General features: G+C 60.3%; 18 protein-coding genes. 4 read left to right on the top strand and 14 right to left on the bottom strand.

The annotated features are described in order from the left end of the window. From etfB to QRN50_RS01150, 6 genes are all read right to left on the bottom strand, one after another. Positions 1-798 (bottom strand): electron transfer flavoprotein subunit beta, encoded by a 798-nt coding sequence (etfB, locus tag QRN50_RS01175; protein ID WP_011269225.1) that lies wholly within the window; start codon positions 796-798, stop codon positions 1-3. Then, complete coding sequence (gene etfA / locus QRN50_RS01170) at positions 788-2,008, bottom strand: electron transfer flavoprotein subunit alpha (RefSeq protein WP_096126938.1); 1,221 nt, start codon at positions 2,006-2,008, stop codon at positions 788-790. The genes etfB and etfA overlap by 11 nt, the downstream gene beginning before the upstream one ends. Beyond that, on the bottom strand, positions 2,008-3,969 hold the full coding sequence (gene dgcB / locus QRN50_RS01165; RefSeq protein ID WP_192873886.1) for a dimethylglycine demethylation protein DgcB: 1,962 nt from the start codon (positions 3,967-3,969) through the stop codon (positions 2,008-2,010). The genes etfA and dgcB overlap by 1 nt, the downstream gene beginning before the upstream one ends. Positions 3,970-4,078: 109 nt before the next feature. Continuing rightward, the gene (dgcA, locus tag QRN50_RS01160; RefSeq protein ID WP_003405157.1) at positions 4,079-6,139 is read right to left on the bottom strand and encodes a dimethylglycine demethylation protein DgcA; all 2,061 of its coding nucleotides are present in this window, start codon (positions 6,137-6,139) and stop codon (positions 4,079-4,081) included. A 15-nt stretch (positions 6,140-6,154) separates the two neighbouring features. Next, positions 6,155-6,685 (bottom strand): DUF5943 domain-containing protein, encoded by a 531-nt coding sequence (locus tag QRN50_RS01155; protein WP_003405158.1) that lies wholly within the window; start codon positions 6,683-6,685, stop codon positions 6,155-6,157. Positions 6,686-6,769: 84 nt separating this feature from the next. Then, a complete protein-coding gene (locus tag QRN50_RS01150) occupies positions 6,770-7,747 on the bottom strand; it encodes a dipeptidase (RefSeq protein ID WP_003405167.1) in 978 nt (325 codons plus the stop codon). A 228-nt stretch (positions 7,748-7,975) separates the two neighbouring features. Here QRN50_RS01150 and QRN50_RS01145 point away from each other — a divergent pair, with 228 nt between their 5' ends. Continuing rightward, on the top strand, positions 7,976-8,386 hold the full coding sequence (locus tag QRN50_RS01145) for a lysozyme inhibitor LprI family protein (protein WP_003405168.1): 411 nt from the start codon (positions 7,976-7,978) through the stop codon (positions 8,384-8,386). 55 nt (positions 8,387-8,441) lie between these two features. Then, positions 8,442-8,861, top strand: coding sequence for a DUF3010 family protein (locus QRN50_RS01140; RefSeq protein ID WP_011269228.1), 420 nt, complete (start codon positions 8,442-8,444; stop codon positions 8,859-8,861). Positions 8,862-9,180: 319 nt separating this feature from the next. Here the strand turns inward: QRN50_RS01140 and fba are convergent, their stop codons facing one another. The 7 genes from fba to tkt all read right to left on the bottom strand — a co-directional run bounded on the left by fba (position 9,181) and on the right by tkt (position 15,588). Continuing rightward, the gene (gene fba, locus QRN50_RS01135) at positions 9,181-10,245 is read right to left on the bottom strand and encodes a class II fructose-bisphosphate aldolase (RefSeq protein ID WP_003316351.1); all 1,065 of its coding nucleotides are present in this window, start codon (positions 10,243-10,245) and stop codon (positions 9,181-9,183) included. 113 nt (positions 10,246-10,358) lie between these two features. Beyond that, positions 10,359-10,685: an MliC family protein gene (locus tag QRN50_RS01130; protein ID WP_003320832.1), complete on the bottom strand. Its 327-nt coding sequence runs from the start codon at positions 10,683-10,685 to the stop codon at positions 10,359-10,361. 52 nt (positions 10,686-10,737) lie between these two features. Beyond that, positions 10,738-10,935 (bottom strand): hypothetical protein, encoded by a 198-nt coding sequence (locus QRN50_RS01125; protein WP_003405172.1) that lies wholly within the window; start codon positions 10,933-10,935, stop codon positions 10,738-10,740. An 84-nt stretch (positions 10,936-11,019) separates the two neighbouring features. Next, positions 11,020-11,250 (bottom strand): lipoprotein, encoded by a 231-nt coding sequence (locus tag QRN50_RS01120; protein ID WP_003316354.1) that lies wholly within the window; start codon positions 11,248-11,250, stop codon positions 11,020-11,022. Positions 11,251-11,277: 27 nt separating this feature from the next. Beyond that, the gene (locus QRN50_RS01115) at positions 11,278-12,441 is read right to left on the bottom strand and encodes a phosphoglycerate kinase (protein WP_096126940.1); all 1,164 of its coding nucleotides are present in this window, start codon (positions 12,439-12,441) and stop codon (positions 11,278-11,280) included. A 22-nt stretch (positions 12,442-12,463) separates the two neighbouring features. Next, positions 12,464-13,507, bottom strand: coding sequence for an erythrose-4-phosphate dehydrogenase (epd, locus tag QRN50_RS01110; RefSeq protein WP_011269230.1), 1,044 nt, complete (start codon positions 13,505-13,507; stop codon positions 12,464-12,466). Between the two features lie 83 nt (positions 13,508-13,590). After that, the gene (gene tkt, locus QRN50_RS01105; protein WP_003405179.1) at positions 13,591-15,588 is read right to left on the bottom strand and encodes a transketolase; all 1,998 of its coding nucleotides are present in this window, start codon (positions 15,586-15,588) and stop codon (positions 13,591-13,593) included. A gap of 258 nt (positions 15,589-15,846) precedes the next feature. On the opposite strand from tkt, the gene QRN50_RS01100 reads away from it, so the two are divergent. After that, positions 15,847-16,842, top strand: coding sequence for an ArsR/SmtB family transcription factor (locus QRN50_RS01100; RefSeq protein ID WP_003316359.1), 996 nt, complete (start codon positions 15,847-15,849; stop codon positions 16,840-16,842). 20 nt (positions 16,843-16,862) lie between these two features. Then, positions 16,863-18,053 (top strand): methionine adenosyltransferase, encoded by a 1,191-nt coding sequence (metK, locus tag QRN50_RS01095; RefSeq protein ID WP_003372639.1) that lies wholly within the window; start codon positions 16,863-16,865, stop codon positions 18,051-18,053. Positions 18,054-18,134: 81 nt separating this feature from the next. Here metK and QRN50_RS01090 read toward each other — a convergent pair whose 3' ends face one another. After that, positions 18,135-18,755: a LysE family translocator gene (locus tag QRN50_RS01090; protein ID WP_011269231.1), complete on the bottom strand. Its 621-nt coding sequence runs from the start codon at positions 18,753-18,755 to the stop codon at positions 18,135-18,137. Positions 18,756-18,958 lie beyond the last annotated feature (203 nt).

The following is an 18,958-nucleotide window of genomic DNA, read 5'->3' as shown; positions in this document are numbered from 1 at the left end:
TTACTTTACGACGCCCTCATCGATCAACAGCTTCAGAATCGCGGCTGCGCCCTCTTCAGGGCGCAGCCCCTTCAGCACCTGGCCCCCGCCGCCACTGGCCTTGGCAGTGGCGGCTTTCATGCGATCAGCGCCGCTCTTGGCCTTGATCACTTTCAGGCGTTTGGGTCGCGGTCTGGCTGGCTGCAGCGCTTGGGCGGTCAATAACTCATCGGCAACGACCTGAACCATTTCGGTGTCCAGCGTGCCACGCTGTGCAGGCCCGAACGCGCTCTGCCGGGGTTTGGGAGCTGCGTTATCCACAGTGGCCAGAAACGGCAGACGAACCTTCAGCCGGCGACGCTGGCCGCGAGGCAGAGCCTGCAACACCAGCGCGCTGCCGTTATTCAGCGATTCGACTTCAGCCAGACCGGTCACCAGTGGCCAGCCCAGCCTCTCAGCCAACAGAAAGGGCAGCATGCCCGACCCTTCACCGGCTTCAGCCTGACTGCCGGCCAACACCACCTGTGCGGCAGAATCGCGAAGGTAGTCAGTCAACGCAACCAGCGCATCGGCGCCCTCGGGTTGCTCCAGCACATGCAGCTCGTTGAGCCCCATGCCAAGGTAAGCGCGCAGCGCCGGTTCTTCGGCATTGCCGGCGTGCAGCACCTGCAAGTTATCCCCAGCCAGTTGCAAACCGAGCTCGACGGCCCGCGCATCCTGTTCGGCGCGGCGCGCACGACCTGATGTCGGGTGCGCCCCGATGGACACCAGACTGATGATCTGTACCGCATGCTTATCCACAGACACTTCAGGCTGCATCGCGTTTACCTCCGCTGCGCCAGGCTTCGACGGCGGCGATCAGCGCCGTGAGTACTTCGGCGCTCTCGCCGATGACCGATAGATCAGCGCGCTTGACCATGTCGCACCCCGCATCCAGATTGATCGCAATGACCTTGTCACAGGCGCCGATGCCCTGCAGATGCTGGATGGCTCCGGAAATACCGACGGCAACATACACCCTTGCGGTCACCCAGGTGCCACTCGCGCCGACCTGCCGTTCGCGGCCCATGAAACCATCGTCCACCGCCACCCGCGACGCCCCTTCGGTGGCACCGAGAGCCGAAGCGGCCTGATGAAACAGGTCCCAGTCCCTGACGCCATTGCCGCCAGACAGAATGAATTCGGCTTCAGCCATGGGGATAACCCGGGGATCGACGGCTACCGCTCCCAGGTCCTCAATACGCGGCAGACTGCGCGCCACGCCTGTGGACAACTCGACCGGTAATACCTCGTGACGGGTTTCGCTGACCGGTTCGGCGCACTCCACAGCGGCCAGAATCAAGCGCCCCAGAGGCCGGACCAGGTCTTCGCGCCCCGCTCCCGCCCGACTTGTGCACAGCTGGTCCTTGACCTGCCAGACCCGCGTTGCAGGTCGCTCGCCGATGCTGGCCGCAAAACGTCTTCCCAGCTCGCCACCGCCGCTGCGGCTGTCCGGCAGCAGCCAGTGGCGCGGGTTGAACTGGTTATCCACAGCCCGCAGCCCTTGCACGCGCTGTTCAGGTGAATAACCGTCGAACTCGGCACCGTCGATAATCAACAGCCGATCCGCGCCAGCGGTGTCGAAGGCAGTTTCCTTGTGCTCGCCGAACACCACCGCCAGCACGGCGCCCTCGGCCCCCGCCAGCTGACGCGCCAGGCCCAGCAAATCACGGTCATGGCTGCTCAGGCGGCCGCCGACCATATCGGGCACCACGGTGATATAGAACCCTGGCTCGGCGACGGCATGCAGCGGTAGCTGCACCTCGACAGCGGCCGATCGCTTGACCGCGCCGCCCTGCTGCGCGCCGCTGCGGTCAATACGCTTGATGCCGTTGGGGCCGATAAACCCCTGACCATGCAGGTTTTTGCGCATCAGGCCATTCGGCCCCATCCAGCTGTTCTGTACGGGCTGCATGGCCGCGTGCAACGGATGCAGTCGATTGCGGGCGATCCACTCGGCGCGTGGATCACGGCGGATAAGGTCGCTCATCAGTGCACCTCCGCAGGTTCACGTTTGGCCGGTGCTGGCGTGCTGGGGATAACTTCCTCGATCAACGCATCGGCCACCAGCTCGGCGATGTCCTTGATCAGCGGTCGCGGTTCGACAACGCCTTCGAGCATGGCTGTGCACTGTGGACAACCCACGGCCACCAGTTCGGCAGCCGTTTCACGAATGTCGTCCATGCGCATGTCGGGAATCCGCTGTCTGCCGGGAATATCCGTGATCGGCGCGCCACCGCCGCCACCGCAGCAGCGAGAACGGAAGCCCGAGCGCTGCATTTCCCTGATCTCGATCCCCAGCGCACGCAGCACTTCACGCGGCGCCTCGTACTCGCCGTTGTAACGGCCCAGGTAGCACGGATCGTGATAGGTCACGCTGGCGCCTTTGTGCTGGCCCAGCGTCAGGGCGCCGTTGCGCACCAGCTCGGCCATGAAGGTGCTGTGATGCTGCACCTGATAGTCACCGCCAAAAGCGCCATATTCGTTTTTCAGCACATGAAAGCTGTGCGGGTCGCAAGTCACGATACGTTGGACACTGTACTGGGACAGGGTCTGAATGTTGCGCCGGGCGAGCGTCTGGAAGGTCGCTTCATCACCCAAACGTCGCGCCACGTCGCCGCTGTCGCGCTCTTCGAGCCCCAACACGGCGAAATCCACACCGGCCGCCTTGAGGACTTTGACGAACGCGCGCAGGGTACGCTGGTTACGCATATCGAACGCGCCGTCACCCACCCAGAACAGCACATCCACGGTTTTTTTCTCGTTGAGCAGCGTCAGGTTCAGATCCGCCGCCCAGTTCATTCGCCCGCCCGGCGCAAACCCGCCGGGGTTGTCGGTAGCAATCAGGTTGTCCAGCACTTCAGCGCCCTTGTTCGGCGTAGCGCCCTTTTCGAGAGTCAGGTGGCGGCGCATGTCGACGATGGCATCAACGTGCTCGATCATCATCGGACACTCTTCGACGCAGGCCCGGCATGTGGTGCAGGACCACAGCGTTTCGGCGTCCACCAGCCCGTTGACGATGGGCTGATGCGGATTGCCGCCATGCTCGCCCAGCGGTTTGCCTTTACCGTCCAGCGATGGATACGGACTGCCCGCAAATTTTGCGTCGGTGCCACCGGCAAGGCCGACCACCATGTCCTGAATCAGCTTTTTGGGGTTGAGCGGCTGGCCCGCCGCAAACGCCGGGCAGGCCGCTTCGCACTTGCCGCACTGCACGCAGGCGTCGAAGCCCAGCAGTTGATTCCAGGTGAAGTCCTGGGGCTTTTCCACACCCAACGGCGCGCTGCGATCGGCCAGGTCCAGCGGTTTCAAGCCCGTGGAACGTCCGCCACCAAAACGCTCGGCCCGGCGATGCCAGGCCAGGTGCAGCGCCCCGGCGAAGGCATGCTTCATCGGCCCGCCCCAGGTCATGCCGAAAAACAGTTCGCTCACGCCCCACAGCACGCCCAGCCCAAGGACGGCCACCAGCACCCAGCCACCGAAGTGCTCGGGAAGAATGCCGGCCACCGGCAGCGTGACCAGAAAGAAGCTCGCGGAAAACGCCATGAGGCTTTTCGGCAGGCGCATCCATGGGCCTTTCGACAGACGCGCAGGCGGGTTCAGACGACGACGATGGACAAACACCGCGCCGACAAACATCACCGCCGTCATCAGCAGCAGCGCATAGCCAAGCACGCGATTATGCAGACCGAAACCGTGCACCAGAATCGCCAGCACAATCGAGGCCACCGCACCGCCCGCTGTGGCCACGTGGGTATTGGCGATGTATTTGTCGCGTGCGACCACATGATGCAGATCGACCATGTAACGCTTGGGCATAGCCAGCAGGCCACCCAGCCAATCGACTTTCGAGGACCGACCGTTGCGCCACAGGGTTACCCGCCGCCAGGCGCCCAGCGCCGCAAGGGCCAGGGCGCTGAACAGCAGAATGGGAAGAAGAGTGTCTAGCATCATGTCGCTCTCAAGGCAAAAGCCTCAAGCTGCAAGCTACAAGCTTCAAGAAAAAGCACGGAACAGAAGCGCTTACTTGCCGCTTGAAGCTAACAACTTGCAGCTGCTCTCAGAAATCCTTACACAGCCGCAAGCCGTCATAGATCGCCGCGTGGGTATTACGCTGCGCCACGCAATCGCCTATACGAAACAGCAGGTAACCGTCACCCGGCTGGCTCAACGATGGCTGTGGCTGAATGGCGAACAGCGCGTCGATGTCGATCTGGCCTTTGTTGCGCGAGCCTTCCTTGAGCGCGTAGTAGATCGCTTCGTCCGGACGCACACCGTTTTCCACCACCACCTGATCGACCACCCGCTCTTCCTTGGCGCCGGTGTATTCGTTTTCCAGCACCGCTACCAGCTTGTCGCCCTCGCGATAGACCTTTTCCAGCATCATGTCGCCGGTCATGATCACTTCCTTGGGGTACATGCTGCGGTAGTAGGTCGGGAACGAGGTTCCGCCAATCGCTACGCCCGGTTTGATGTCATCGGTGACGATTTCGACCTGGCAGCCCTTGTCGGCCAGAAAGTCGGCCACCGACATGCCGGTGAACTCGCAGATGGTGTCGTAGACCAGCACGTTCTTGCCTGGCGCCACCTTGCCGTCCAGCACGTCCCAACTGCTGACCACCAGGCCTTCCGCCGCCCCCCAGTGTTCGTTCTGCTCCAGAAACGGATGACCGCCGACCGCCAGCACCACGATGTCCGGGCGCAGGTCGAGAATGGTTGCCGCATCCGCTGCGGTCCCCAGACGCAGGTCGACTTTCAGGCGCGCCAGCTCCAGCTGGAACCAGCGGGTGATGCCGGCGATCTGGTCGCGCTGCGGTGCCTTCGATGCCGTGGTGATCTGCCCGCCGATGAAGTCCTTCTTCTCGAACAGGGTCACGTCATGGCCGCGTTCGGCGGAGACCCGCGCCGCTTCCATGCCGGCAGGACCGGCACCGACCACCACGACCTTGCGCTTCGGCCCGGCGGATTTCTCGATAATGTGCGGCACGCCCATGTATTCGCGGGAGGTCGCGGCGTTCTGGATGCACAGCACGTCCAGGCCCTGATACTGACGATCGATGCAGTAGTTGGCACCGACGCACTGTTTGATCTGATCGATCTGGCCCATTTTGATCTTGGCGATCAGGTGCGGGTCGGCGATATGCGCGCGGGTCATGCCGACCATGTCGACATAGCCGCCTTCCAGAATTCGCGTTGCCTGGTTCGGGTCCTTGATGTTCTGCGCGTGCAGCACCGGGGCCTTGACCACTTCCTTGATGCCGGCCGCCAGGTGCAGGAACGGCTCCGGTGGATAACTCATGTTCGGAATGACGTTGGCCAGGGTGTTGTGGGTGTCACATCCCGAGCCCACCACGCCGATGAAATCGATCATGCCGGTGTCGTCGTAATACCTGGCGATCTGTTTCATGTCCTCGTGGCTGAGGCCGTCGGGGTGAAACTCGTCGCCACAGATGCGCAACCCCACACAGAAGTCGGGGCCGACTTCCTTGCGCACCGCCTTGATCACTTCCAGACCGAAGCGCATGCGGTTCTCGAAACTGCCGCCCCACTCATCGGTACGCTTGTTGACGCGCGGGCTCCAGAACTGGTCGATCATGTGCTGATGCACCGCCGACAACTCGACGCCATCCAGACCACCGGCCTTGGCACGCGCCGCAGCGCTGGCGTAGTTGCCGATCACCCGCCAGATTTCTTCCGGCTCGATGGTTTTACAGGTTGCCCGGTGTACCGGCTCGCGAATGCCCGACGGCGACAGCAGGGTCGGCCAGTGATCGCCATCCCAACGCGAGCGACGGCCCATGTGGGTAATCTGGATCATGATCTTGGCGCCGTGCTTGTGCATGGCGTCGGCGAGGTTCTGGAAGTGCGGGATGATTCTGTCGGTCGCCAGGTTGACCGATTTCCACCAGCCTTGCGGGCTGTCGATGGCCACGCTTGAAGAGCCGCCACAAATGGCCAGACCGATGCCGCCCTTGGCTTTCTCCTCGTAGTACTTCACGTAACGATCCGTGGTCATGCCGCCGTCGGTGGCGTAGACCTCAGCGTGCGCGGTGCTCAGCACGCGATTGCGGATGGTGAGTTTGCCGATCTGGATCGGCTGGAACATCGCTTCGAAAGCCATAACCCGATCCTCGATTTACAGCGGCTTGACGACGAACAGACCGTCGTCATGACCTTCTTCGGAACCACCGTAAACCTGCTCGGCAACCGTGCGCACAGGGCTGCCGCTGGCAGCGAGGATCTGGTCCATGGCCCCGGCGAACCAGCCGGTGAACATGTAATCGACCTTGCGCCCGACCTTGCCGTAGACGTACACGAAACAGGAGTGCTCCAGCTTCACGCTGGCAGTGCCTTTCTCGACGTCGATGTCCTGGATCTTGAACAGGCCCCAGCCACGCTGCGACAGGCGCTTCATGTAGTGCTCGAACACCGCAACGCCTTGCAGACCATGGCATTCGGCTTCCTTTTCGCACCAGTGCCAGGCGGATTTGTAACCCGCCTTGTAGAGGATGTCGGCGTACGCATCGGCGCCCAGCACTTCTTCGATGCCCATATGGTTGTTGACGAAAAAGTGCCGGGGCACGTACAGCATCGGCAACGCATCGGAGGTCCAGACGCCGGTTTCGCTGTCGACTTCGATGGGCAGTTGCGGGGCGATTTTAGCCATGGCGGTCAAACTCCAGATGATTCGGGCTACACCCACCGCTCGAAAGGCCGTGGGGGTTCAATTCGATAAGGTATGGCGGGCGGTTTACTCGCCCCAGACGTCGGCCAGAACGTTGACCCAGTTCTCGCCCATGATCTTGCGCACCACGCGTTCGGAGTGACCGCGCTTGAGCAACGTTTCAGTCAGATTGGGAAACTCCCCGACGGTGCGGATGCCCAGCGGGTTGATGATCTTGCCGAAGTTGGTCAGGCGGCGGGCGTAGCCCTTGTCGTGGGTCAGGTACTCGAAAAATTCCTGGCCGTGACCCTGGGTGAAGTCAGTACCAATGCCGATGGCGTCTTCGCCGACGATGTTCATCACATATTCGATGGCTTCGGCGTAATCGTCGATGGTCGACTCGATGCCCTTGGCCAGGAACGGCGCGAACATGGTCACACCGACAAACCCGCCATGGTCGGCGATGAACTTCAGTTCGGCGTCAGACTTGTTGCGCGGGTGTTCCTTGAGGCCGGACGGCAGGCAGTGGGAATAGCAGACCGGTTTTTTCGATTCGAGAATGACTTCTTCCGAGGTTTTCGAGCCGACATGGGACAGGTCGCACATCACCCCGACACGGTTCATTTCAGCGACGATCTCACGACCGAAACCCGACAGCCCGCCGTCGCGCTCGTAGCAGCCCGTGCCCACCAGATTCTGGGTGTTGTAGCACAGCTGCACGATGCCGACGCCGAGCTTCTTGAAGATCTCGACGTAGCCGATCTGGTCTTCATAGGCATGCGCGTTCTGGAAGCCGAACAGGATGCCGGTCTTGCCCAGTTCCTTGGCCTTGCGGATATCGGCTGTGGTGTGCACCGGCATGACCAGGTCGCTGTTCTCGCGCATCAGTTTCTGGCTGGTGCAGATGCTGTTGATGGTCGCCTGAAAGCCTTCCCACACCGACACGGTGCAGTTGGCCATGGTCAGGCCGCCCTTGCGCATGTCTTCAAACAGCTCGCGGTTCCACTTGGCGATGATCAGCCCGTCAATAACGATGCTGTCAGCGTGTAATTCGGCTGGGCTCATCAGGCTGTCCCCTTTTTTGATTCCGGTGCGCCGAATCGGCTGTCGGCGCTAATGGGGTCAGCATATGCCGGAGGGTCAGGGGAACCGGGTGCAAAAACGACAGGGGGTTTGCCGAAAGCGTCAAGATGCGACAAAGGGGTACGGCGCGTGGTCGTGCGATGTCGTAAACCTGTTCAATGTCTCGCGCTTGAGACAGAATCGAGCCTATCAATGGATCGGAGCGACTCGATGAAAACGTTTTTGCTGACCCTGGCCCTTATGACGACAGCTGTGACAGGCGTACATGCTGCTCAGAATCCGGACGCGTCGCCCTGCGACGGTGTCGAGGACGACAAGCAGACACTGGAATGCTCGGCCTACAGCCGTACCACTGCCGAACAGTTGCTCAAGGAGAACTTCGACAATCTGCTCAAGCGGGTTCAGTCCCAGTTCGTTGCCAATAAGACGCAGTTCAACGACTTTACCAGCAAACTCAAAACCGCCCAGCAAGCCTGGGAGAAGCTGCGTGACGCCGACTGCGCGGTGGAAGTCTTTCCTTCTGCAGCAGGCAGCAAGGCCTTCACCATCAGCGAAAACGACTGCATTGCACGCATGAGTGACGAGCGCTCGGAGTATCTGGAGTCGATAGCTCAGGAATAACGTCTACGATGAGATAACCTGCCTCTTTATATGAACGAGCTCATCAGGTTTTCTCATGATTATTTGCGGTGTAGAAATCAAAGGCAGCGAAGCCATCTTCGCCCTCGCCACACGGCAGAGCAGCGGCCTCGCCCACCTGCCGCTGGCCACGAAAAAGATCGCGCTGGAGGACGATGAAGAGCCTGCCAACGTCAAGGCTTTCGCCACGCAAATCGCAGGCTTCGTGCGTGAAAACGGCGTCAGCCACATCGCCATCAAGAAGCGCAGCAAGAAAGGCGAATTCGCTGGCGGCCCGACCACCTTCAAGATCGAAACCATCTTTCAACTGATGTCCGATTGCGACGTGGTGCTGATCTCGCCGCAAACCATCAACGCACAGAACAAGAAACACACCTTCGCCCTGCCTGACACCCTGAACAAGTACCAGCACGAAGCGTACAAGGCGGCGTGTGCAGGGTTGATGAAGAGCGTTTAGACGCTTCAAGAGCGTCCGGAACCGCATGCCCACGCGGAGTACCCATCGTTACGCACAAGTCCGCTTTTGATTCTGGCCGAAGGCCGTGGGAGCGAACTTGTTCGCGAAGACGGTAGTTCATAAAATGCATTTTTGGAGAATGTACCGGCCCTTTCGCGAACAAGTTCGCTCCTACGCCCGCCGCGCAGAAGCGAGATGTTCAGGCTCTTCAGTACTTGTGTCTAACCATGAGCGCGGAGCATTCATTCACCCGGCAGGTGCTTTTGACCGGACATAAAAAAACCCGCATTTCTGCGGGTTTCTTCAATGCTCAGTCAACTCAGTTGACCTTGGCATCCAGTTCGCCACGCGCGTAGCGTTCGAACATGGCGTCCAGGGAGATCGGCTTGATCTTCGAGGCGTTGCCAGCGGTGCCGAATGCTTCGTAACGAGCGATACATACATCACGCATGGCCGAAACGGTCTTGGCCAGATACTTGCGCGGGTCGAACTCGCTCGGGTTTTTGGCCATGAATTCGCGGATGGCACCGGTCGACGCCAGACGCAGGTCGGTGTCGATGTTGACCTTGCGCACGCCGTGCTTGATGCCTTCAACGATTTCTTCGACCGGCACACCGTAGGTTTCTTTGATGTCGCCGCCGAACTCGTTGATGATCTTCAGCCATTCCTGTGGAACGGACGAAGAACCGTGCATCACCAGGTGAGTGTTGGGGATGCGCTTGTGGATCTCTTTGATCCGCTCGATCGCCAGGATGTCGCCGGTAGGCGGCTTGGTGAACTTGTAAGCGCCGTGGCTGGTGCCGATGGCGATGGCCAGGGCATCGACCTGAGTGCGCTTGACGAAGTCAGCGGCCTCTTCCGGGTCGGTCAGCATCTGGCTGTGATCCAGAACGCCTTCCGCACCAACGCCGTCTTCTTCACCGGCCATGCCGGTTTCCAGCGAACCCAGCACGCCCAGCTCGCCTTCCACGGAAACGCCGCAGGCGTGAGCGAAGGACACCACGCGACGGGTAACGTCGACGTTGTAGTCGTAATCGGCCGGGGACTTGCCGTCTTCACGCAGCGAGCCGTCCATCATGACCGAGCTGAAACCCAGCTGGATCGAGCGCTGGCAGATGTCAGGGCTGGTGCCGTGGTCCTGATGCATGACCACCGGGATGTGCGGGAATTCTTCGATCGCGGCGAGGATCAGGTGACGCAGAAACGGCGCACCGGCGTATTTGCGGGCACCGGCAGAAGCCTGGACGATCACCGGGGAGTCGGTCTTGTCGGCCGCTTCCATAATGGCGCGCATCTGTTCCAGGTTGTTTACGTTGAAGGCTGGAACGCCGTAGCCGAATTCGGCTGCGTGGTCCAACATCTGGCGCATGCTGATAAGTGCCATTGTCTGTTTCTCTCCCGGTAGGGTCGTTAGTCGAGCAAGCCTGCCGTAGTGGCGGCTGCCATTCAAGTTATAAGCTCAGCCGCGAGGCCGTGCGTGTGTGCCCGAGATCCGACTTATCTGGCCTTGCAGCCGCGACCGATCAGATCGTTGGTAGCGTCCCAGTAGATCAGGCCCTCGCTACCCTTGTTGACGAATGCCAACACATTGTTGCTGTACAGCGTTCCGCTGGCAGCGCCGGGTTCGGCCTTGAGCCTGAACACCTGATCGCTCTGATTCAGACGCACATCGACTTCCTTTTTGGCCGAGTCGATGTAGCGCCAGTTGACCTCAGCATTGCTGTCGCATACCCAGCGATTCCAGGGATCATTCTGCTGCGGTGAACTCATGCTCGAACAACCGCCAAGCACTGCCAAAACCCCGAGGGCAATCACGCCTTTCATTACGTCTCCTGGCTGCCCTGCGAAACGCGGCGTGTGCCGGCCGTTTCAACTGTCAGGGGCAGTTCTGTTCCTGTTTTCGGTCATCGGCCGGCTCACCGGTCACATGCGCCTCGACCCGTTGACTGTTTTCGGTCGTCGGCACATTCACGTCGGCCGGGCTGAATATCTGACAGGTCTTGGCACGCGAGCCAGAACCGGTACAACCAGCCAGTACAATGCAGCTCATAAGAGCCAGGGCAGCGATCTTCATGGCGAAACTCCTTTCGCGGAAAAATATCCACCCTTTAAAGACCACTGAAGCCCGTCAATGTTGCCAACGGGTTTCAGACCTGGCTCACAGACAACCTACATTGCCGGTCCGCGGCATGAATTCGTAACGATCCCATACTTCCGGGCCGCCGCGCTTGTAGACCACCGGCACCGTTTCGGCCTGCCAGCCCGCCTGATAGCAGCTCAGCTGGAGCGGTTGCGTCGGGGAGTCGCTCTCCACCTCTTCAGCCGCAGGCTTGCCCGCGCAACCGGCCAGTAAACCTGCGATGAGAAACCACGGTAACGCCCTGACCATTGACCACTCCTTGTCCAAGGCTTTCACTCAAGCCTTGGCGCGTTGTTCGAGCACTTCCACCGCTGGCAGGACCTTGCCTTCCACGAACTCGAGGAACGCACCGCCACCGGTCGAAATGTAGGAAATCTGTTGTGCCACACCATACTTGTCGATGGCCGCCAGTGTGTCACCACCGCCCGCGATGGAGAACGCCTGGCTTTCAGCAATGGCCTTGGCCAGCGTTTTGGTGCCTTCACCGAACTGATCGAACTCAAATACGCCGACCGGACCGTTCCACAGGATAGTCCCGGAAGATTTCAGTAATTCGGCGAAATGTGCAGCAGTTTGCGGGCCAATATCGAGAATCATGTCGTCATCGGCGACATCGGCAATCAGCTTGACGGTAGCGGCAGCGCTCTCGGCGAACTCCTTGGCAACCACCACGTCAGTTGGCAGTGGCACGCTGACCTTGGCGGCGATGGCGCGGGCGGTGTCGAGCAGATCAGGTTCGTACAGCGATTTGCCGACCTTGTGACCGGCTGCAGCCAGGAAGGTGTTGGCAATGCCGCCGCCGACGATCAACTGATTGCAGATGCCGCTCAGGCTGTTGAGCACATCCAGCTTGGTGGAGACCTTGGAGCCGGCAACGATGGCGGTCATCGGCTGGGCCGGAGCGCCCAGGGCCTTGCCCAGTGCTTCGAGCTCGGCAGCCAGCAACGGACCCGCCGCCGCCACCTTGGCGAATTTGGCCACGCCATGAGTAGACCCCTCGGCACGGTGCGCGGTGCCGAAGGCATCCATCACGAACACGTCGCACAGCGCTGCGTATTGCTGCGCCAGATCATCGGCGTTCTTTTTCTCGCCCTTGTTGAAGCGAACGTTCTCGAACAGGACCACCTCACCGGCCTTCACGTCGACGCCGTCCAGATAATCGGCAACCAGCGGAACGTCACGACCCAGCGCCTTGCTCAGGTAGTCGGCAACCGGCTTGAGACTGTTCTCGGCAGAAAACTCACCTTCTGTCGGGCGGCCAAGGTGCGAGCAGACCATGACGGCCGCGCCCTTTTCCAGCGCCAGCCTGATGGTCGGCAGCGAAGCGAGGATACGTGCATCACTGCTGACCACGCCGTCCTTTACCGGGACGTTGAGGTCTTCGCGAATCAGTACACGTTTACCTTGCAGATCGAGGTCGGTCATCTTCAAGACGGTCATGAGCATTCCTGTTTTTTTACTGTTATTGGTCAGCGACGCGCAGAAAGTGATCGGCGACGTCGAGCATTCGATTGGCAAAGCCCCACTCGTTGTCGAACCAGGCCAGCAGATTGACCAGCCGGGGTCCGGAAACGCGGGTCTGACTCGCATCGACAATGGCCGAATGCGGGTCATGGTTGAAATCGCAACTGGCGTGCGGCAATTCAGTGTAGGCCAACAGTCCCTTGAGCGGACCGCTGGTGGCGGCCTCACGCAGGATACGGTTGATCTCCACGGCATCGGTGTCTCGCGACATCTGCAACGTAATGTCCAGACAGGACACATTCACGGTCGGCACGCGAACAGCTTTGGCCTGAATTCGGCCGGCAAGTTCCGGAAGCAGCCGTTCGATTCCTCGCGCCAGACCGGTGGACACCGGGATGATCGACTGGAAGGCCGAGCGGGTACGGCGCAGATCCTCGTGATGATAAGCGTCGATCACCGGTTGATCGTTCATCGCCGAGTGGATGGTGGTAATGGTCATGTATTCCAGGCCGATGGCCTGATCCAGCAAGCGCAGCAGCGGCACACTGCAGTTGGTGGTGCACGACGCGGCGGAGACCAGCAGCTCGCGGCCGGTCAGCTTGTGCTGGTTGATGCCGAACACCACGGTGGCATCGACATCTCGTTCACTGGCCATCGGCTGGGAAAACAGCACCCGCGGCGCGCCGGCATCCAGAAAGCGCTGGCCATCTTCGCGAGTGTTGTAGACACCGGAACACTCAAGCACCAGATCGACTTCCAGAGCGGCCCAGTCGATGCCTTCCGGCGTCGCACTGCGCAACACCTTGATCCGGTGATCATTGATGTGCAGGTATTGCCCTTCGACCCGCACTTCGCCGGGGAACCGGCCATGTGTGGAATCAAAGCGCGTGAGGTATTCGAGACTGGCCATGTCGGCCAGATCATTGATGGCAACCACTTCAAACCCGGCCTTGGCCCCTCGCTCGCACAGCGCGCGAACGACGCAACGACCAATACGGCCGTAACCGTTCAGAGCAACTTTGTAAGGGCGGGGCTGGGGCATGAAGTTTTCGCCAGGGAATAACAATCATGTGGGAGCGAAGCGTCGCCCGGTCCGCTCCCACAACATCAACATCACATAGCTGATCAGTCTTCCAGCAGCTCTTCAGCAGTGCTCAGGACGTTTTCCAGCGTGAAGCCGAACTCTTCGAACAGCGCTGGCGCAGGGGCCGACTCGCCGAAGGTGGTCATGCCGATCACGCGCCCTTCCAGACCAACGTATTTGTACCAGTAGTCGGCGTGAGCCGCTTCGATGGCAATACGCGCGCTGACCTGCAACGGCAGCACCGCCTGCTTGTAAGCAGCATCCTGAGCTTCGAAAATGCTGGTGCATGGCATGGACACCACGCGCACGTTGCGACCCTGCTCGGTCAGCTTGTCGTACGCCTGCACAGCCAGACCGACTTCCGAACCGGTTGCGATCAGGATCAGCTCAGGCTCGGCAGCACAGTCACGCAGCACGTAGCCGCCACGCGCGATGTAGGACAGTTGCTTCTCGTCACGCGCCTGATGGGTCAGATTCTGACGGGAGAAGATCAGTGCCGACGGGCCATCGTCACGCTCGATCGCGTGTTTCCAGGCCACGGCCGACTCCACGGCATCCGCAGGACGCCAGGTGTCCAGGTTCGGCGTGGTACGCAGACTGGTCAATTGCTCGATCGGCTGGTGAGTCGGACCGTCTTCGCCCAGACCGATGGAGTCGTGGGTGAATACGTAGATCACGCGCTTCTTCATCAACGAGGCCATACGCACCGCGTTGCGCGCGTATTCCATGAAGATCAGGAAGGTGGCGCCGTAAGGCACGAAACCGCCGTGCAAGGCGATGCCGTTCATCATGGCGCCCATGCCGAACTCGCGAACACCGTAGTGCAGGTAGTTGCCGTTAGGGTCTTCGCCGGTGATGCTCTTGCAGCCTTTCCAGATGGTCAGGTTGGACCCGGCAAGGTCAGCCGAACCTCCCAGAATTTCAGGCAGCAACGGGCCCAGTGCTCCCAGCGCGTTCTGGCTGGCCTTGCGGCTGGCGATGGTTTCGCCCTTTGCGTTGACTTCGGCGACATAAGCCGCTGATTTTTCAGCGAAATCAGCAGGCAACTGCCCACTCATGCGACGAATGAAGTCATTGGCCAGTTCCGGGAACGCGGCGGAATAGTCAGCAAAGCGCTGGTCCCACTCGGCTTCGGCAGCCAGGCCTTTTTCCTTCCCGTTCCACTCGGCATAGATATCAGCCGGGATTTCGAAAGGACCGTAGTTCCACTTCAGTGCAGCACGGGTCAGGGCGATTTCGTCAGCACCCAGCGGCGCACCGTGGGACTCTTCCTTGCCCTGTTTGTTCGGCGAACCGAAACCGATGGTGGTCTTGCAGCAGATCAGCGTCGGCTGATCGCTCTTGCGAGCGGTCTCGATGGCCGTCTTGATTTCTTCAGGATCATGACCGTCGACATTGCGGATCACCAGCCAGCCGTAGGACTCGAAACGCTTTGGCGTGTCGTCGGTAAACCAGCCTTCCACTTCGCCATCGATGGAGATGCCGTTGTCGTCGTAGAACGCGATCAGCTTGTTCAACTGCAACGTACCGGCCAGCGAGGCCGCTTCGTGGGAAATACCTTCCATCATGCAGCCATCACCCATGAACACGTAGGTATGGTGATCGACGATGGAGTGGCCTGGGCGGTTGAACTGCGCGGCGAGCGTCTTCTCGGCAGCAGCGAAACCGACAGCGTTGGCAAAGCCCTGACCCAGCGGACCGGTGGTGGTCTCGATGCCAGGCGTGTAACCGTACTCCGGGTGACCCGGTGTACGGCTGTGCAATTGACGGAAGTTTTTCAGGTCGTCGATGGACAGGTCATAGCCGGTCAGGTGCAGCAGCGAATAGACCAGCATCGAGCCGTGGCCGTTGGACATGATGAAACGGTCACGGTCGGCAAATGAAGGGTTTGCCGGGTTGTGTTTCAGATAATCGCGCCAAAGAACCTCGGCGATATCCGCCATGCCCATGGGGGCACCCGGATGGCCGCTGTTGGCTTTTTGCACGGCATCCATGCTGAGGGCACGAATAGCGTTGGCACGCTCACGACGGCTTGGCATCGCTGATCTCCTGGGAATTAAGAAATAGGATTGATAAAAAGAAGGCCATTTTCCCTCACGGACAGGCCGGGGGCAATCACAGATAGACGACCATAGGCTTTTTTCCGGGGTTGCGGACATTATTTGCCACGCAAAGACTGGATCACCCGCCTGCACGACAAGTTCACAACGCCTGACCGACGCCATCCATCCCGCAATATCAAAACTTTTTGATATTGCCCTTGCGACACTCCGGATCGCTCTCTAGACTGCGCAGCTATGAACCTGCGTGTACCTGCCATTCGCCACGATGCATGCGACGACCTCTCTGCATTGTGCAAGGCCGGCGGAGATCCCTTGCGGCTGAACGTGCTGCGTGTGCTGACCAATGACTCGTTCGGCGTGCTGGAACTGGCGCAGATTTTCGCCATCGGCCAGTCCGGCATGAGCCACCACCTCAAGGTGCTGGCGCAGGCTGATCTGGTCGCGACACGGCGTGAAGGCAACGCGATTTTCTACCGCCGCGCCCTGCCCCACACCGAATTACCGGGCGGCAGGCTGCATGCGGCGCTGCTCGATGAAGTGGATACGCTGGACTTGCCGGACGACGTACAAAGCCGTATCGGCCTGGTGCATCGGCAACGGGCATTGGCCAGTCAGGATTTTTTCGCCCGCACCGCAGAAAAGTTTCGCGCCCAGCAGGACCTGATCGCCGGTTTGGCGCAGTACAGCGAAAGCCTGCTGACCTTGCTCGACAAACTGAGCTTCGGCGCGCAAGCGACCGCTCTGGAAGTAGGCCCCGGCGACGGCGGCTTCCTTCCAGAGCTGGCGCGACGCTTCGGTCAGGTGATCGCGATGGACAACAGCCCGGTCATGCTGGACCTGGCACGCGGCGTCTGCGAGCGCAAGGCACTGGCTAACGTTGAGCTCAGACTGGCCGATGCACTGACCGACGCTAAAGTCAGTGCCGATTGCGTCGTCCTCAACATGGTGCTGCATCATTTCGCGGTACCGGCCGAAGCCTTGAGGCAACTGGCCGAACATGTAAAACCCGGCGGTAGCCTGCTGGTAACAGAATTGTGTAGTCATGACCAGAGTTGGGCCAGGGAGGCCTGTGGCGATCTCTGGTTAGGTTTCGAGCAGGAAGACCTGGCCCGTTGGGCCATCGCTGCGGGGCTAGTTCCCGGGGAAAGCCTCTATGTAGGCTTACGTAATGGTTTCCAGATCCAGGTTCGCCATTTTCAGCGACCGGCTGGCGACACTCACCATCGGTAAAATGAAGGAAACCCGTAGAGATGAGCGAATACTCACTTTTCACCTCCGAGTCCGTGTCCGAAGGGCATCCGGACAAGATCGCCGACCAGATTTCCGACGCGGTTCTGGACGCCATCATCGCTGAAGACAAATACGCCCGTGTAGCGTGCGAAACACTGGTCAAGACCGGTGTGGCGATCATCGCTGGCGAAGTGTCGACTTCGGCCTGGGTCGATCTGGAAGACATCGTGCGTAACGTCATCCTCGACATCGGCTACAACAGCTCCGACGTCGGTTTCGACGGCGCGACCTGCGGCGTGATGAACATCATCGGCAAGCAGTCGGTAGACATCGCCCAGGGCGTTGACCGCAGCAAGCCAGAAGATCAGGGCGCTGGCGACCAGGGCCTGATGTTCGGCTATGCCAGCAACGAGACTGACGTGCTGATGCCAGCGCCGATCACCTTCTCCCATCAGTTGGTGCAGCGTCAGGCCGAAGCGCGTAAATCCGGCCTGCTGCCGTGGCTGCGCCCGGATGCCAAATCCCAGGTGACCTGCCGTTACGAAAACGGCAAGGTGGTCGGCGTCGACGCTATCGTACTGTCGACCCAGCACAACCCGGATGTGTCGTACAAGGACCTGCGCGAAGGCGTGATGGAGCTGATCGTCAAGCACGTCATCCCTGCGCACCTGCTGCACAAGGACACCCAGTTCCACATCAACCCGACCGGCAACTTCATCATCGGTGGCCCGGTAGGCGACTGCGGTCTGACCGGCCGCAAGATCATCGTCGACACCTACGGCGGCATGGCCCGTCACGGCGGCGGTGCTTTCTCCGGCAAGGACCCATCGAAGGTTGACCGTTCGGCTGCCTACGCCGGTCGCTACGTCGCCAAGAACATCGTCGCTGCCGGCCTGGCCGAGCGTTGCGAGATTCAGGTGTCCTACGCCATCGGCGTCGCTCAACCGACTTCGATCTCGCTGAACACGTTCGGCACCGGCAAGCTGTCCGATGACAAGATCATCAAGCTGGTCCGCGACAACTTCGACCTGCGTCCTTACGCAATCACCACCATGCTCGACCTGCTGCACCCGATGTACCAGGCCACTGCAGCCTACGGCCACTTCGGTCGTATCCCGGTCGAAATGACCGTTGGCGATGACACCTTCACCGCCTTCACCTGGGAAAAAACCGACCGCGCCGACGCCCTGCGCGCAGCTGCCGGTCTGTAAAAACCCAGAAAAAAGCCCCGAACGACCTGGTCGTTTCGGGGCTTTTTTTCGTCTGCGCGGCAGTCATTCCACGGTCACACTTCAAGCCCGCCGCGACACCAGCAGTACCGACGCAGCGCTTGCCAACAACCCCGCGCATACCCTGTTGAACAACCGCTTGCCACTGGGTCTGGCCAACAGGCGACGAGCATGGATCCCCATCGCGGCATACAACGCGATCGCTATGCACTCCAGTACCAGAAACAGACCACCCAGCACCGCGAACTGACCTGACACATCACTTTGCTGATCCACAAACTGCGGAAGAAAAGCAGTAAACAGCAGGATCGCTTTCGGATTGCCAATAGCCACCAGAAACTCTTGACGCGCAAGGCTGCCAGCGTTGGCTGTTGTGATCTCTGCCTGGTTCTGAATAGCCGGGTCGGCGCGCCATAGCTGCACCGCGAGATAAAACAGATACGCTGCGCCGACGACCTTGATCACATGAAACAACCATTCGGACGTATGCAACACAGCAGTCAGTCCTGCGCCGGCCAAGGCGATCATGATGACAAACGCCAGCAAGCGCCCCGCTCCGCCGACGCAAGAGCTGGAGAAGCCGTAGCGGGTAGCGTTACTGATCGACAGAAGATTGTTCGGACCGGGCGCCATGTTCAGCGCAAAGCAGGCCGGAATGAATACAGCGAGTGTCGAGATGTCCATTGGCTCCAATCCCTGAGTTGAGTCAGCTATTCAGTCTGGCTTTTTTTAATGAACGGTCAAGACACAGCTGCGCCGTGAAATGCGGCCGGGCTGCAGCGGCAAGGCCATGCGTACCCAGCCTTTGTGGGAGCTTGCTCACGAAGGGGCAGGTGCAGGCGCGACTATCGTGCGGCGCTCTGCGTCGCATGCCTTTCTGGACGCTC

This window comes from Pseudomonas sp. MEJ108 (assembly GCF_030208985.1).
Lineage (GTDB): Bacteria > Pseudomonadota > Gammaproteobacteria > Pseudomonadales > Pseudomonadaceae > Aquipseudomonas > Aquipseudomonas fragariae.
Note: the sequence above shows the minus strand (reverse complement) of the source record. Positions and strands in the feature narration are given on the sequence as shown.

Bases quoted from the DNA above. Each gene is read 5' to 3' on its own strand.
- etfB (WP_011269225.1), bottom strand. From the start codon at position 798: ATGCAGCCTGAAGTGTCTGTGGATAAGCATGCGGTACAGATCATCAGT.
- etfA (WP_096126938.1), bottom strand. From the start codon at position 2,008: ATGAGCGACCTTATCCGCCGTGATCCACGCGCCGAGTGGATCGCCCGC.
- dgcB (WP_192873886.1), bottom strand. From the start codon at position 3,969: ATGCTAGACACTCTTCTTCCCATTCTGCTGTTCAGCGCCCTGGCCCTT.
- dgcA (WP_003405157.1), bottom strand. From the start codon at position 6,139: ATGGCTTTCGAAGCGATGTTCCAGCCGATCCAGATCGGCAAACTCACC.
- QRN50_RS01155 (WP_003405158.1), bottom strand. From the start codon at position 6,685: ATGGCTAAAATCGCCCCGCAACTGCCCATCGAAGTCGACAGCGAAACC.
- QRN50_RS01150 (WP_003405167.1), bottom strand. From the start codon at position 7,747: ATGAGCCCAGCCGAATTACACGCTGACAGCATCGTTATTGACGGGCTG.
- QRN50_RS01145 (WP_003405168.1), top strand. From the start codon at position 7,976: ATGAAAACGTTTTTGCTGACCCTGGCCCTTATGACGACAGCTGTGACA.
- QRN50_RS01140 (WP_011269228.1), top strand. From the start codon at position 8,442: ATGATTATTTGCGGTGTAGAAATCAAAGGCAGCGAAGCCATCTTCGCC.
- fba (WP_003316351.1), bottom strand. From the start codon at position 10,245: ATGGCACTTATCAGCATGCGCCAGATGTTGGACCACGCAGCCGAATTC.
- QRN50_RS01130 (WP_003320832.1), bottom strand. From the start codon at position 10,685: ATGAAAGGCGTGATTGCCCTCGGGGTTTTGGCAGTGCTTGGCGGTTGT.
- QRN50_RS01125 (WP_003405172.1), bottom strand. From the start codon at position 10,935: ATGAAGATCGCTGCCCTGGCTCTTATGAGCTGCATTGTACTGGCTGGT.
- QRN50_RS01120 (WP_003316354.1), bottom strand. From the start codon at position 11,250: ATGGTCAGGGCGTTACCGTGGTTTCTCATCGCAGGTTTACTGGCCGGT.
- QRN50_RS01115 (WP_096126940.1), bottom strand. From the start codon at position 12,441: ATGACCGTCTTGAAGATGACCGACCTCGATCTGCAAGGTAAACGTGTA.
- epd (WP_011269230.1), bottom strand. From the start codon at position 13,507: ATGCCCCAGCCCCGCCCTTACAAAGTTGCTCTGAACGGTTACGGCCGT.
- tkt (WP_003405179.1), bottom strand. From the start codon at position 15,588: ATGCCAAGCCGTCGTGAGCGTGCCAACGCTATTCGTGCCCTCAGCATG.
- QRN50_RS01100 (WP_003316359.1), top strand. From the start codon at position 15,847: ATGAACCTGCGTGTACCTGCCATTCGCCACGATGCATGCGACGACCTC.
- metK (WP_003372639.1), top strand. From the start codon at position 16,863: ATGAGCGAATACTCACTTTTCACCTCCGAGTCCGTGTCCGAAGGGCAT.
- QRN50_RS01090 (WP_011269231.1), bottom strand. From the start codon at position 18,755: ATGGACATCTCGACACTCGCTGTATTCATTCCGGCCTGCTTTGCGCTG.